This is a genomic window from Lysinibacillus parviboronicapiens, assembly GCF_003049575.1.
GTDB lineage: Bacteria > Bacillota > Bacilli > Bacillales_A > Planococcaceae > Lysinibacillus > Lysinibacillus parviboronicapiens.
In genome coordinates, this window is record NZ_PYWI01000022.1 from 26,647 (window position 1) to 41,902 (window position 15,256).

Genomic DNA, 15,256 nt, shown 5'->3' on the forward strand with positions numbered 1-15,256 from the left:
ATTTTTACTAATGGTTTGTGCACAACGAAATATTGAATTTCGATGAAAAAGTGATTTTTCGCTGATAAAACACCGAATTTCGCTAAAAATTTCAGTTATTATGTCTGCTAGGAAAGGGTTTGTAAAGCTAGATAAAGAATATATTGCTTAAGAGGGGGTTAGTAGTTGTGAAAAAAAAGAGATGGAAAAAGAGGCTCGTTGGGGTAGTTGGCTTTTTAGCAATTGCATTAATAGTAGTCTTTATTGGCTTTACTTGGTTTATGAATAAATCAAGGCCCGTTATTGATGGGGATCTTGCAGTAAGTGTGCTTGATCAGGATGTTACTGTTACTAGGGATGATAAAGGGGTTCCACATATATTAGCGGAGACAGATGCGGATTTATATCGTGCACAAGGTTACATTCAGGCTCAAGATCGACTGTTTCAAATGGATTTAGCACGCAGACAGGCAAGTGGTCGATTATCAGAAGTTATTGGTGAGGCAACCATTAGTACGGATAAACATTTTCTTACGTTTAGTTTACGCGATGCAGCAGAAAAATCGTTAGTTGCATATGATGCGGAAAGTAAGCAGGTACTTGAATGGTTTGCAGAAGGAGTAAATGCTTTTATTACGCAGGCAAAGGAACATAATACATTAAGCTATGAATTCGCATTACTAGGATATGAGCCGGAAGAGTGGTCTGTTGTAGACTCTCTGACGATTGGGAAATATATGGCATACGATTTAGGGGGCAATTGGAATACGTTGGCTTTCCGTCACTGGGCTTTACAAAATTTCGATGAAGAAAAGGCAAAGGAATTATTTATAAAATATCCTGACAACGCGTCTTCAATTATTGAGTCAAACATAGAGAATCCTGTAGCGGTAGCGGGTCAATTTAACGCAGACCTATTGCCAAATGAATTTAATGGCAGTAATAACTGGGTTGTATCGGGCGATAAAACAAAATCAGGCTTTCCAATTTTAGCCGATGATCCACACTTAGGTTTAAGCACGCCGTCTATTTGGTATCAAATGCATCTTCAGTCACCTGCACAAAATGTTAGCGGTGTTATATTTGCAGGCATTCCTGGCATTATTCTAGGTCATAACGATGATATCGCTTGGGGGGTTACCAATGTAGGACCAGATGTACAGGATTTGTATATTGAAATTCCAAATCCAGATAATCCTACACAGTTCCGATATGATGGTGAGTGGGAGCAGGCTGAAGTGAGAAATGAATCAATTAAAGTGAAGGATGGAAAAACAATTGGTTTTGATGTAGTTGTAACTAGACACGGGCCAATTATGACTGATTTAGCGTTTAAGGATACTGAACCACCAGCACAGTTTTCGATGCAGTGGACAGCGCTTCAATCCACAGCAGAACTGCGAGCAATACTTGGCTTTAATAAGGCAAATTCATGGGGTGACTTTGAAAAGGCTTTAGAAGATTTTAAAGCACCGGCGCAAAACTTTGTCTTTGCATCCAAGGATGGCACGATTGCCTATAAAGCAAACGGCCAAATTCCGATTCGTAAGCAGGGAGAAGGGCAGTTACCAGTACCTGGAGATTCAAGTGACTATGGCTGGGAAGGTTTTATCCCATGGGATGAACTACCGACAGTCGTAAACCCAAAGGAAGGATTTATTGCGACTGCGAATAATGAGGTAATTGGCGAAGAATATCCGTATCATATAACGGATTTCTGGGCACAGCCATATCGCTACGAGCGTATTAAAGAAGTGTTAGAAGCCAATGATTCACTAACAGTAGAAGATATGATGCAGTTACAAATGGATCAGCATAATTTGTATGCACGCGAGTTTTTACCAAATTTATTATCTTCATTGAAAGCAAAGGATAAGGATGGAAAGTATGCAGAAGTCATCACCCTATTAGAGAATTGGGATATGGTGGATGCAAAAGATTCTGGCGCACCGCTTGTTTTTCATACGCTAATGGAACAATTGCAGGAAGTTCTCTTTAAAGATGAAATGCCTCTAGATATGTATAAGCTAATGGATGGTAAATACAATATAACGGATCAGCTACTGCGAAAAGCATATGCAGGTGAGAGCAGCATTTGGATTGAACAACAGGGTGGTGTAGATGCAGCAGTATATGAAGCATTAGAGCGCTCTATCGCACTAATTGAGGATCGTTTTGGATCGGAGCCCTCTAAGTGGCAATGGGGAGATTTCCATCAACTCACTTTTAATCACACACTAGGAAGTGCATCACCAATACTGGCGGCATATTTTAATGCAAAAAAGGTACCCATTGGCGGTTCGAAAGTAACTGTACAAGCAGCCGACGATGATATGGATGGCTATGTAGATCATGGAGCATCCTGGCGATTTGTAGCAGATGTAGGTGATTTGAGCTCGGCCTATCATATTGTCGGGCCAGGACAGAGTGGCCATGTGAAATCGAAGTGGTATCAAGACCAAGTGGAGGACTGGGCTAACGGGAATTATCATGAAACTTTTGTCAAGAAAGATGAAATTAAAGGGAAGACATTATTATTAAAGGCACAATAATAAGGAAAAACAGCACACTATTTTGTGTGCTGTTTGTTGTTGTAAGAGTCCGAATATAAATCTAAATATAATTACGTGATAGCAATCATACTCATTCAAATGTCCATTTGAATAAGATGAAGTACTATGATATATTGAAAACAATCAAACGAACATTTGAATGAGGTGAGGAAATGCCGAAAGAAATATGTGAAGTAACGCATGTAAATGAGCAAGCGGTCATGAAGGTACAACAACAAATGCCAGATTTATCGGGTGTAGCAAAGTTTTTAAAGGCTTTGTCTGACGAAACTAGACTGAAAATTGCCTATGCTTTAACAGTAGAAGATGCATTATGTGTCTGTGATGTCGCCACAATTATCGGATCATCTGTCGCAACAGCATCGCATCATTTACGCTATTTGAAAGATAATAGTCTAGCGAAATCGCATCGAAAAGGAAAGCAAATGTATTACTCTTTAGCCGATGAACACGTATACCAAATTGTCACGATTGCTTATGAACATGCGAAAGAGGGGATTGACGATGACAACAGCGCCAACTAAGCAAGAGTATCGTTTGCAAAACTTATCCTGTGCCAGCTGTGCAGCAAAATTTGAGAAAAATGTGAAAGCTATTCCGGAGGTACAAGATGCACAAGTTAATTTTGGTGCCTCTAAAATAACAGTAATCGGTAAGGTAGATGTCAATCAAATTGAAGAAGCAGGTGCTTTTGACGGTATTAAAGTATCACAATCCCCAAAAAGCACAATTGAAAAATCAACACCATTTTATAAAAAAACAGAAAACATTTTAGCTGGAATTGCCTTGTTATTTGTAATCCTTGGCTATGTATTGGTGACAATGCGTGGAGAAACAGATCCTTTTGCAATTGGCATGTTTATCGTAGCAATTTTAGTAGGTGGAGTTGGAATTTTTAAAACAGGATTCCGTAATCTAGCACGCTTTGAATTTGATATGAAAACGCTGATGACGATTGCCGTAATAGGAGCTGCAATTATTGGTGAATGGGAAGAAGCGGCAGTTGTTGTCTTTTTATTTGCAGTGAGTGAAGCTCTTGAGGCATATTCAATGGATAAAGCACGTCAATCAATTCGACAACTTATGGATATTGCCCCTTCAACAGCAACTATTAAACGGGCTCACGGTGAGCATTTTCATGAAATGGAAGTGCCGACTGAAGAAATTGAAATTGGCGATATTTTAATTGTCAAACCTGGTCAGAAAATCGCTATGGACGGGATTGTAGTAAGTGGATTGTCGGCAGTTAATCAAGCCGCTATCACAGGTGAATCGATACCTGTTAATAAAACTATAGATGACGAAGTATTTGCGGGAACATTGAATGAGGAAGGTGCACTCGAAGTCCGAGTTACAAAACGTGTGGAGGATACAACTATTGCTAAAATCATTCACCTCGTAGAAGAAGCACAGGCAGAAAAAGCACCATCACAGCAATTTGTGGATCGTTTTGCCAAATACTATACACCTGCCATTATGATAGTTGCCTTACTTGTTGCAGTTATTCCACCATTGTTTATAGGAGATTGGCAGCATTGGATCTATCAAGGTTTAGCTGTATTGGTTGTTGGCTGCCCTTGTGCGCTTGTTGTCTCAACACCAGTTGCTATCGTTACAGCGATCGGCAATGCAGCAAGACAGGGTGTGCTCATTAAAGGTGGCATCCATTTAGAGCAATTAGGTCATATTGAAGCTGTGGCCTTTGATAAAACAGGTACGTTAACAAAGGGTAAACCAGAAATAACAGATATATACACGCAGAGTAATATGTCAGAGGATATGGTGTTGCAACTTGTGGCAGCCGTTGAAAAGCAATCACAGCATCCGCTAGCGAAAGCAATATTAACTGCATTACATGAAAAAGGTTTAGCTGAGTTTGTGCCGACCAATTTCCAATCAGTGACAGGAAAAGGGGCTTTTGCAACAGTTGAGGGCAAAAAGGTTTCTGTCGGAAGTTTAAAATGGATTTCCACTTTAACTTCAGTGGATGAAGTAATTAAAGAACAAGTCGATCAATTGCAGGCACAAGGAAAAACAGTTGTGGCAGCTGTAAGTGACACGCAATTAATCGGTATTATCGGAATTGCTGACCAATTACGTAAGGAAAGTAAAAGTGTACTGCAAAACCTAACAGCATTAAAAGTGAAGCATACTGTTATGTTAACAGGAGATGCCAAACTTACCGCAGAAGCTATTGCTACTTCCCTTAATATGAGTGATGTAAGAGCAGGGTTATTACCAGCGGAAAAATTAACAGCAATTAAAGAATTACGTACGCAGTATGGAGCCGTTGCTATGGTTGGGGATGGTGTGAATGATGCACCAGCCTTAGCATCAGCAAGTGTCGGGATTGCCATGGGTGGTGCGGGTACAGATGCAGCTTTGGAAACCGCAGATATTGCTTTAATGGGTGATGACTTAACGAAATTACCTTATACAATTGGTTTAAGTAGAAAAACATTACGCATTATACAAGAAAATATCATTTTTGCACTGGCATTAAAATTGATTGCTTTATTACTCGTTATCCCAGGTTGGTTAACATTATGGATCGCCATTTTTGCAGATATGGGCGCGACATTGCTTGTTGTTTTCAACTCATTAAGACTAATTACCACAAAAAAATACAGTTAAAAAGATTAAATTTAATGCTTTCTGGGAAAAAACTACCACTTTGAATTAGTAATTATTGTTGATATTCATGCTACTAGCGATTCTTGAAAAAGCCCTTATTTAGTGCTAATATATGTTGAGGACAATGTAACAATTAATTATAAATGAGGCGAAAGTTGTATATGTCAGAACCTATTTTAGTAAATGTTACAGAGGAAATTGTACGTGGCTTAGTAAGTTTTCTTTTACGAGGACCAGAATATCAAACATTTTGTAAATGTGAAATCTGTGAGTTAGACACAGTTGCAATCGCTTTAAATGCTTTGCCTAGTAAGTATGTTACATCTATGGACGCACGCGATGAAGCTTTTAGAACAATGAATACACCTGAAAATATCGAGCTGGTCAACAGAGAGATTATTCGTGCATTACATGTAGTGAATAAGTATCCTCGGCATAAGTAGAGCCCACTTCTATAAGAGGTCGGCTCTTTTTATGCGTAATGACAATGATTGCTGTCGTTATGTATTTTCAGTTAACTTTTAAGGCAAGCTTGTAGTAAACTAGAGAGTAAGAAAACGAAAGAGAGGGAATAGGATATGCCAACACCAAGTATGGAGGACCATATCGAACAAATATATTTATTAATCGCTAATAAAGGTTATGCTCGTGTGTCTGACATAGCGGAAGCATTATCTGTTCTTCCTTCTTCTGTTACGAAAATGGTTCAAAAATTAGATAAAGATGGCTATTTAGTTTATGAAAAATATCGTGGCCTTACATTGACGCCAAAAGGTGAAAAGCTTGGAAAACGTCTTGTACAACGCCATGAACTGCTAGAGCAATTTTTACGAATCATTGGTGTAGATGAAGAACGTATTTACAATGATGTAGAAGGAATTGAGCACCATCTTAGTTGGAATTCAATCGATCGAATTGCTGATCTTGTGCAAGTAATGGAAGAAAATCCAGACATCGCAAAAAAATTAGAGGCATCTAGATCACAGCACAACCTATAGTGCTACATTACTGTGACACTATAGGTTGCGCGTACTAACTGTTGTATTAGAGTGAGTGTCTGAGGACAATAGTAGTTCGGAGTACAATATTTTGCGAAAATGATGGTGTGAAGGAAAGGAAGACATTATGAACGAATTAAAATCAGGTGAAGTTGTAACATTAACTGTATTAGAGCAACAAGCATCGAAATGGATCTTAACGAATGGAGAAGCGGAACTACCATTAAATGCTTCAGAGGTCACAGAACCACTTGCTGTAGGTGATTGCCTTCAAGTATTTTTGTTTACGGATCGTCGTGGAGATTTAGCTGCTACAACTGCTATTCCAACGTTTGCACAAGGCGAGTATGGCTGGGCACGCGTATTACGCGTAGTGGAACGTGAAGGAGCTTTTGTTGATATTGGAACATCACGTGAAGTGCTTGTAAAAGCGGAGGATTTACCTGCCATTAAAGAGGTTTGGCCAGCAGTGGGCGACCATTTATTTATGACATTGCGCACAGATCGTAACGGAGATTTATTTGGACGTCTAGCAACGGAAGAAAAAATTCTGGAGCTATATGAAGGCGCATTTGAAGATATGCACAATAAAAATATTAAAGCGCGACCATATCGTTTATTGCCAGTAGGTTCATTTTTACTAGGTGTGGAAGCCCCGTATCGCATTTTCGTCCATGAATCTGAGCGTTATGCAGAACCTCGTCTTGGACAAGATATAGATGTACGTATTATTGACGTAAAAGAGGACGGCTCCATGAACGGTTCACTTTTACCACGTAAACATGAACGCATTACTGGAGATGCACAACAGATTTTAAGCTATTTACAAGATGTCGGTGGCAAAATGCCATTTGGTGATAAGTCTTCACCGGAAGAAATACAAGAAATGTTCCATATGAGTAAAGCGGCATTTAAACGAGCTCTAGGTACACTTATGAAAGCCGGTAAAATCAAACAACAAAACGGCTGGACAGAAGAAATTTAACTTCTTTCCTTGATTAGTTTGAGGTGGCAAAAGTGAGACGTCATCTAATAGTCCACAATGGATATCACACGAATGACGAGAGACTGCTTGAAACCTTCTCGTCATTTTTTCGTACTAATAGTTGTATAGTGACATACATTATACAGGCTAAATGATTTATCTAGTGAAAGGGGTCACACAATTTGAAAAAAACATGGGTGAAAGTACTAACTGCTACTATGTTAGTATTTGGTGTGATGGCACCAGCAACAGGATTTGCGGCCGATAATTCGACAACAAAAGCAATAGATGAAAAACTAGGCGTGCCAATTGTGGTATATGGTGCAAACTTATCAGAGACAGAAAAAGAATCTGTTAAAAAGTCTTTAAAAGTAAGTGAAGAACCTGAAATTGAAGAGATTACAGTATCTGGGGAAGACTTAACTAAATACATTAAAGATAGTAATTCAAGTTCACGCATGTATTCTTCTGCAAAAATTACTCGTAAGGATGCTGGGAAGGGCTTAGTGATAGAGATTGTTACACCTTCAAATATTACACAAGTAACATCTGAAATGTATGCAAATGCGATGCTGACAGCGGGTATCGAAGATGCTACGGTACAGGTAGCTGCGCCAAAGGCTGTAACTGGTCATTCAGCACTTGTAGGGATTTATAAAGCTTATGAAGTGAAAACGGGCGAGACATTAGATATTGAGCGCACAGACGTTGCCAATGAAGAACTTTCAGTAGCAACTTCTCTTGCCGAATCTTCGGGTGTCGATGATGCAAAGGTGGCAGAACTACTAACAGAAATAAAAAAACAAATCGCAGAATTAAAACCGGCAACACGTGAAGATGTTGAAAAAATCGTGCAAGAGCAGTTAAATAAGCTAGAAATAAATTTAAGCGAGAAGGATCGACAACTATTAATTGATTTGATGGACAAAATTAGTAAACTTGATATTGATTTTAGTAAATGGTCAGATCAATTAAATGATATTAGTAATACGTTACAAGAAAAATTCGGTGCACTAATGGAAGATGAAGGCTTCTGGACGAGTGTGAAAAATTTCTTCGCTAATTTAAAAGAATCTATTTCATCTTGGTTTAAATAAAAAATAGTAAAGCTCACTGTCAATGGCAGTTGAGCTTTTTTTGATGGGAGATGAACATATTCGGTAAAAACTTTCTTTGCCGTTATTTTTAGAAGATAGACGTGTGTACCAATCGAATGTAAGCTATGTTCACTATCTTTGTAAAAAAACAAAAGGCTATGTTACTATGAAAATAAAGGAGTGGTGAGCAATGGAATTCCAATTACAGAATGTTACAGCAAACAAGCATGCTTTTGTGTATGAGCAGCAAGGGGAAAGGTTAGCAGAGATTACTTGGCAACAAAATGGGCAAGTGATGGTAATGGATCACACCTATGTTTCAGACAAACTCCGTGGTCAAGGGGTGGCGAAAAAATTGTTAGATCGTGCAGCAGATTATGCACGTGAAAACGACTATAAAATGGAAGCAGTTTGTTCCTATGTAGTAGCAGCATTTGAAAAATCCGATGCCTATGATGATGTTAAACAATAAAGTAAAGCTATCATAGCGCACTTGTCGATCACTATCTGACATGTTCGATCAAAGTATAAAAAAATAGGGCAATCTGCTAGTAGCCTTGTGCTAGTAAGCGGATTGCCTTTTAAGCTTTTACAGAAATCATTTAATACGCTCCTTATAATAAAATTACACTATATATTAACAATGTTAAAAAAACGGCGCCCCCCAATAATGAAGCCATGTCTACCCAATCGTATAGTAAGTCTAAATCTTTCATGTAAATCACTCTCCTATTAATTGTAATAATTAATTAATTCCCTTAGTTTGTTATTTATAATCATAAAAAATTACAAAATAAAGTTAGTTAACGAAAAATAGTTAGAATTGTGCGATAATATCGAGTAGGAGAGTGATAGAAAATGTCTTGGAAAATACAGACGTATAATGAATTAACAACGGAAGAATTGTATAAAATTATACAGCTACGAGTAAATGTTTTTGTTGTTGAACAACAGACATGCTATGAGGATTTAGATAATCATGATCAAAACTCTATACATATATCATATGTTAAAAATGGAGAATTATTCGCGTATGCACGTTTATTACCACCTGGTGAAAAATTTGATATGACATCGATAGGTCGTGTTATCACAAAGCAAGATGTACGTGGCACGGGGCTTGGTAAGGAGATGATACAGTTAGCTATAAATACAATCGAAAAAGAATGGCCAGGCTCAGAAATTTTTATTCAGGCGCAAGAATATTTAAAAGATTTTTATGGCTCATTTGGCTTCAAACAAGTCTCAGAGCCCTATATATATGATAGCTTGCCGCATCTTGATATGTTATATAAGGCGGAAAAATAAATGTTTAGACCTCTTAAAATAGGGAAAAGATATGTTATAAGGCCAGTTTCTATATTTTTAGGAGGGATTTATAATGGCAAAACGCAAAGGAACGGGTGTTGTACTTGCAGGATTAGCAGGATTAGCAGCATCTTATTTAAGTAAAAAAGAGAACCGTGATAAAGCATTGAATATGTTAAGTAGTGCCAAATCAAAATTTGAATCTTATTTGAATACATCAAATGTTAATATGGATGACAGAATCGCTGAACGTGTAGCTACTGAGGTAGCGACAGAAGCAGGGACATCTCCAACAAAATTAGCATCAAATGAAATGGTTGCTGAAGGTGGCGGACATACAGGTGTCCATTTTTACAACGAAGAAATTCAGGAAAAAGAAAAGTAAGAAAAAGCCTTCTCATTTAACTATGAGAAGGTTTCCTTTTAGGAATAAGTGTAATCACAGCAAAGCTTATTAACACTATTCCAGTGAAAATAAAGCCACTTACAATGCCGAGTGATAGCCAACCTAGCAATGAGGAGCCCAGCACAACGCCTAATGAGAAAAAGGCATAAAAATAACCATATGCTTTTCCTCGACTTTCAACTGTCGTGGAGTCAATTAATAGCGAATTTACAGAAGGAAATAAGAAGCCGAAGCCAACACCATAACAAGCCATCGCGATATAAAGTAAAGTACTGGAATCGGCCTGACTGATAAGTATTTGGCTTATACCCATTAAACTAATACCAAGTGATAACGTTTTAACAGGGGCGACTTTGTCAAAAATTCGATTAGTAGGAAGAACAAATACTAGAACAGCAATAATGCCGAAAGCACTCATAAGTGTCCCACTTAAGCGAGAATCAAATCCTAACGACTGTACTTTTAATGGCAGTAGGTAGGCAATAACGCCTTGTGAAAACATTAAAAAGAATGCTCCTGAAAAGGCTTTTAATGTTCCAATGTTATTAAAAAAAACACGAATGGGTATATGTGTGCTCGGTGCGGTTTTTTCTTTTTTTCCTATAGTTGCTTTTAAGAAAAAAACGGCGAGAATACCTAAAAGTAGCATACAGCTTGCTGAAATATTAAAAACGAAAGGTACGCTTGTTCGACTTGCTAAAATACCACTAAATGCAGGACCAATAATAGCGGCTATTCCAACGAAGGCACCTGAAATTGCACTGCCTTTACCACGTTTTTCTTGTTCTGTAGCATTAGCTAAGAATGTAAACGCCGCTGGGACGATAAAACCTGCTACTAACCCATGTACAAAACGTACAGCTAGTAGAGCAATAGGTTCTGCTACTAAATTATAAAGTGTTAACGAGAGTCCTGTAGTAAAAAGACCGATAACTAAAATCACAAACGGTCCTTTACGATCGGTTAAAAAACCAGAAATAATATTCCCGAATGTATTAGAAAGGGAATACATGCCCACTGCCAAACCCGTTAAAAAGGCAGAGGCACCTAAAGATTCTGCATATGTACTCATTACAGGAAGCTGAGTAAATAAGTCAAAAAATGAAAAGAATATAATTACATAGATAAATTTCTTCATAACTCCTCCTGTTACAAATTACGACCTGGTGGTTTATCCGTACAAAGGACACTAATATTTTCACTTCACAACGCAGTTGGAGGAAATTTTGTTCACGGTAAGTACTGGATAAAAGAACACACAAAAATTCACCACATCTTGTAGAGCTCAATAATAATCGGTGGGGAAAATATATCCCCACCGATGAAAGTTTCACTTCATTATACCATTTTCGACAAAAAAAGAACGCCTAATAGTCGAAATGACTTATTAGGCGTTACAATGTAAATTAAGCTTTTGCAACTTCTTTTTTCATAGTTTTGTTTTTAGTAAGATTTACGTGCCAAGAAAGTGCCTCTTCTAAAATATGAGGTGTTTGTTGGTTACCTGTTGCTTCAACAGCACGGTTGTAGTAATCCCATAATTGCTCTTTATAATCTGGATGAGCACAGTTTTTGATGATTAGTTGAACACGCTCTTTTGGAGCAAGACCACGTAGATCGGCAATACCTTGTTCAGTAACGATTACATCAACATCATGCTCAGTGTGATCTACGTGAGAAACCATAGGTACGATTGAAGAAATCGCTCCACCTTTAGCATATGATTTTGTTACGAAAATGCCAAGACGCGCATTACGTGCGAAGTCACCAGAACCACCAATACCGTTCATCATTTTTGTACCTGAAACATGTGTAGAGTTTACGTTACCATAGATATCTAATTCAAGGGCTGTGTTGATTGAGATTAAGCCCAAACGACGAATAAGCTCTGGGTGGTTAGAAATTTCTTGTGGGCGTAAGCAAATTTTATCAGCATATTTTTCTAAATTGCCGTAAACTTTTTTCTGTAATTCTTCCGTAAGTGTAATGGAAGTAGCTGCAGCAAATTTAACTTTACCAGCATCAATTAAGTTGAATACTGCATCTTGAAGTACTTCAGAAGCAACAACTAAATCTTCAAACTCTGAATCAGCAAAGCCATCAAGTACAGCGTTTGCTACAGAACCTACACCAGATTGTAACGGCATTAATTTGTTAGTTAGACGACCAGCTTTAATTTCATCGCGGAAGAAGTCTAATAAAATGTTCGCCATTGTTTGTGTTTCTTCATCTGGAGGAACAATTAATGAAGGAGCATCTGGCTCTTCAGAAATAACGATTGCTTTAATTTTTGCTGGATCTACTTTGATACCGATTTCGCCAATACGTTGTGTCGCATCAGTCATTGGGATTGCTTCACGTTGACCTTGCTCAGCAGGTACGTAGATATCATGTATACCGATTAAAGCTTCTGGGTGAGAGATGTTTAACTCGACAATAATATTTTCAGCATACTCAGCAAAAATAGGTGAGTTACCTACAGAGTTTGTAGGGATAATTAATCCGTCTTCTGTAATAGCAACAGCTTCAAGAATTAAATATTTAATTGGACCCATAATTCCTTGACGAACTAATTCAGCGTTATGAGAAAGGTGGGCATCTACATATTGAATATCACCAGAGTTGATAAGGTTGCGGATGCCTGCATCGCCTTGGAATGGTCCGCGTTTACGGATAACGCCAGCCTCAGCTAAATATTTATCTACTTCAGGGCCTAAAGAAGCGCCTGTATATACATCAATTTTGAATTTTTCGTTTTTAGCGCGCTCTACTAATGCCATTGGAACAACTTTAGCGTCCCCAGCACGAGTGAAACCACTCATACCTACTACATCACCGTCAGAAATAAGTGCTGCAGCTACATCAGCTGTAACGATTTTACTTTCAAGCTCTTTTAAACCTAAACGTTTTTGAACAATTGCATCCATTAAAAAAATCCTCCCCTAAAAGTTTTGATGGAAACCGATTACAAAACTAGAAAAAACTTATAAGAATTTTCTGTTTATTTAGTTGTAGTATAGCACCAACCATTTGAATAATACTATCACCAAACTGTCACAATTACTTTAGAAACAGCATTAAACTGTTTAAAAAAAGGAATTTCGAGCATAAGAACGCTTTTTCGACAGAGAAAACGTTTTATTATAGCAGTAGCCATTTTGAGTTGATATTATATTCTTAATAAAAAGATAAAAAAACAGCAAGCATTTAATAAGGTAAAATGCTCGCTGGATTTATTAAGATTTTAGAACCCTAAAGATCGACGGAAGTAGCTCGCATAACGTTGGCTAACTGGGATGCGTGTGCCGTCTTTCATGATTAATAAGAAAGTGGAATGTGAATCTGGTTGAATTTCATCAATGTAGTCGATATTGACGATATATGAACGGTGGCATCGAATAAATGAATCAGGTGCTAAAAATAGCTCAAGATCACTTAAATTTAGTCGGTGATAACCTTCACGTCCCATTGTTTTAACAAATGTTTTTCGGAGCTGAGTTTCTAGATAAATGACTTGATCATGCTTGATTGGATACCAGCAATCATCAATTTTGATCGTGATGTAATTTGTTAAAAATGCTGATGGCTTTTGTGGGAAGATGGCAGTAATGGCACCCTTTGTTTCGCCTTCTTCCATTAAAGGGATACTCATGCCGAAATAGGCAACGCCAAATACATCTGGTTCGATGTAAGTGCTGATTTTTTGTCCATAGCTTAGAGCTTTATGGGCAGCTGAACCTTCTTTAATAGGGTCACCTGGCTTAATTTTTAAATCAACTTTTTTGCTTGGTTGGTAATACAAGTATTCGTTTGTGTCGGAGATTGCGATTGAAGTATTCTCTGGGAAGAACTCCTTAATAATCTCCATGATTTCTTCTATTTGTTTTGGATCCACTATTAACACCTCGTTTGAACTTTTAAAAATAGTATTATCATCTATTTTACTACATATTCCTATAAATTATATAGAGAAGATTTAGGAATAAAATAGAGAAATGTCGAATGTGAAATAAAAAGGTGGAAATTCTATTACATAATATGTAACAAATTTTAATTAATTACTAATTTTTTTGTTATTGATATGGTAAAATTTAATTGGGTCTAAGTAAGTTTACTAGGTTTCTACTATGCCTATGTGATAAATAAGAACTAGAGAAGACAACAAAATGTGGTTGAAAGGAAATCGCAGAATATGGTAAAATCCTCTGTATAGTCTATTTTTATTACGACTGGTGTTTTAGTTGGATTATTTTTAAGTTATAGTCATTATATACTTGTGAAATAGGACTCAAATCATACCAGAAAAAGTAAATACTATTTTCTTATTTAACATTATGTAAAATGGTGTCAAATATTGTAAAGTAATTCGTGCACTCTGAGGAAAGATGGGGAAGATTATGCAACTACATCAACATTCAATGTCAGAAACGATATCAAAAAGATACTTCCAAGAAATCGATAATATTAATCAATACATCGGTGTGGAAGAATTTTTTAATATTGAGTCGAAATTAATATTTGAAATTTATCATTTAGAATCTGCAAAGGCTAAGAAATCTTTGCATGAGTTAATTGATATTCTTTCAATACGTTTTGGCAAGCAAGTCATTAAAATTGTTCGAAGTTATTTTTCCGTTTTGTCGTCGATTGTTGCTCGTAAATTACTTGACAATCAAGTACCTTCGAAGAAAGCTTTTGCCTTTAATATTGCCTGCAATGATATGATTGAAAATCAGATGAAAGACGCAGAGTTTTTACAATTTGCCGATGACTTAATTGATTTCTTTGTCTATTTTATCGCAGATCGCAAGCAACCGACTTTCCGTCACCAGACCGTCAATAAGGTGATAATGTATATAAACGATGAATTAGAGAATGACTTAACAGTAGAGAGCATCGCAAATAACTTCCATATAAGTACAAGCCATTTATCACGTATTTTTAGAGAACATGTGGGCATTACACTTGTTGAATATTTAAATGTTCGCCGTGTGGAGGAATCTCAATACTATTTACGTCATACAAATAAAAGTATTACTTCTATTTCAGATCAGTTCCACTTCTGTAACCAAAGCTATTTTACGCGTATTTTTAAAAAATACACAGGCGTAACGCCTAAGCATTTCCGCGACGAATTACATCACGAATTTTATCGTTTTGAAATGGCCGAGTCAGAGCTTCAAAATATATAATATTTAGAGTTATTGTCTTAAACCGTTGTAGGAAGCTTGTATGCAAAATTTGACAAACAGTAAGAGATGCGGCCTTGTTAGCGA

The 15,256-nt window shown here is 37.2% G+C and carries 14 protein-coding genes; 11 read left to right on the top strand and 3 right to left on the bottom strand.

Going from position 1 to position 15,256, the window contains the following annotated elements:
• Window positions 1-167: 167 nt before the first annotated feature.
• The 10 genes from C9J35_RS16895 to C9J35_RS16940 all read left to right on the top strand — a co-directional run bounded on the left by C9J35_RS16895 (window position 168) and on the right by C9J35_RS16940 (window position 9,959).
• On the top strand, window positions 168-2,531 hold the full coding sequence (locus C9J35_RS16895) for a penicillin acylase family protein (protein ID WP_235616346.1): 2,364 nt from the start codon (window positions 168-170) through the stop codon (window positions 2,529-2,531).
• A 173-nt stretch (window positions 2,532-2,704) separates the two neighbouring features.
• Window positions 2,705-3,076, top strand: a complete 372-nt coding sequence (locus C9J35_RS16900; RefSeq protein WP_054768238.1) for an ArsR/SmtB family transcription factor — start codon at window positions 2,705-2,707, stop codon at window positions 3,074-3,076.
• Window positions 3,057-5,186, top strand: coding sequence for a heavy metal translocating P-type ATPase (locus tag C9J35_RS16905; protein WP_107925425.1), 2,130 nt, complete (start codon window positions 3,057-3,059; stop codon window positions 5,184-5,186). Before C9J35_RS16900 ends, C9J35_RS16905 begins: the two co-directional genes overlap by 20 nt.
• A gap of 161 nt (window positions 5,187-5,347) precedes the next feature.
• Window positions 5,348-5,629 carry a late competence development ComFB family protein gene (locus C9J35_RS16910; RefSeq protein WP_369122298.1) on the top strand — a complete coding sequence of 94 codons (282 nt, stop codon included), beginning with the start codon at window positions 5,348-5,350 and terminating at the stop codon, window positions 5,627-5,629.
• A 135-nt stretch (window positions 5,630-5,764) separates the two neighbouring features.
• A complete protein-coding gene (mntR, locus tag C9J35_RS16915) occupies window positions 5,765-6,184 on the top strand; it encodes a transcriptional regulator MntR (protein WP_010860342.1) in 420 nt (139 codons plus the stop codon).
• A gap of 127 nt (window positions 6,185-6,311) precedes the next feature.
• A complete protein-coding gene (locus C9J35_RS16920) occupies window positions 6,312-7,169 on the top strand; it encodes a CvfB family protein (protein ID WP_107925427.1) in 858 nt (285 codons plus the stop codon).
• Between the two features lie 182 nt (window positions 7,170-7,351).
• Window positions 7,352-8,266, top strand: coding sequence for a DUF1002 domain-containing protein (locus C9J35_RS16925; RefSeq protein ID WP_107925429.1), 915 nt, complete (start codon window positions 7,352-7,354; stop codon window positions 8,264-8,266).
• A 190-nt stretch (window positions 8,267-8,456) separates the two neighbouring features.
• Window positions 8,457-8,738, top strand: coding sequence for a GNAT family N-acetyltransferase (locus tag C9J35_RS16930; RefSeq protein ID WP_107925430.1), 282 nt, complete (start codon window positions 8,457-8,459; stop codon window positions 8,736-8,738).
• Between the two features lie 386 nt (window positions 8,739-9,124).
• The gene (locus C9J35_RS16935) at window positions 9,125-9,574 is read left to right on the top strand and encodes a GNAT family N-acetyltransferase (protein WP_054768241.1); all 450 of its coding nucleotides are present in this window, start codon (window positions 9,125-9,127) and stop codon (window positions 9,572-9,574) included.
• Window positions 9,575-9,647: 73 nt separating this feature from the next.
• Window positions 9,648-9,959: a YbyB family protein gene (locus tag C9J35_RS16940; RefSeq protein ID WP_107925432.1), complete on the top strand. Its 312-nt coding sequence runs from the start codon at window positions 9,648-9,650 to the stop codon at window positions 9,957-9,959.
• A 16-nt stretch (window positions 9,960-9,975) separates the two neighbouring features.
• Here C9J35_RS16940 and C9J35_RS16945 read toward each other — a convergent pair whose 3' ends face one another.
• The 3 genes from C9J35_RS16945 to C9J35_RS16955 form a co-directional block, all read right to left on the bottom strand.
• Window positions 9,976-11,118, bottom strand: a complete 1,143-nt coding sequence (locus C9J35_RS16945) for an MFS transporter (protein ID WP_107925434.1) — start codon at window positions 11,116-11,118, stop codon at window positions 9,976-9,978.
• 268 nt (window positions 11,119-11,386) lie between these two features.
• Window positions 11,387-12,907 carry a succinyl-CoA:acetate CoA-transferase ScpC gene (gene scpC, locus C9J35_RS16950; protein WP_107925436.1) on the bottom strand — a complete coding sequence of 507 codons (1,521 nt, stop codon included), beginning with the start codon at window positions 12,905-12,907 and terminating at the stop codon, window positions 11,387-11,389.
• A 317-nt stretch (window positions 12,908-13,224) separates the two neighbouring features.
• A complete protein-coding gene (locus tag C9J35_RS16955; RefSeq protein WP_107925438.1) occupies window positions 13,225-13,875 on the bottom strand; it encodes a LytTR family DNA-binding domain-containing protein in 651 nt (216 codons plus the stop codon).
• Between the two features lie 502 nt (window positions 13,876-14,377).
• Here C9J35_RS16955 and C9J35_RS16960 point away from each other — a divergent pair.
• Window positions 14,378-15,172, top strand: coding sequence for a helix-turn-helix transcriptional regulator (locus C9J35_RS16960; RefSeq protein WP_107925440.1), 795 nt, complete (start codon window positions 14,378-14,380; stop codon window positions 15,170-15,172).
• The last annotated feature ends 84 nt before the right edge of the window (window positions 15,173-15,256 follow it).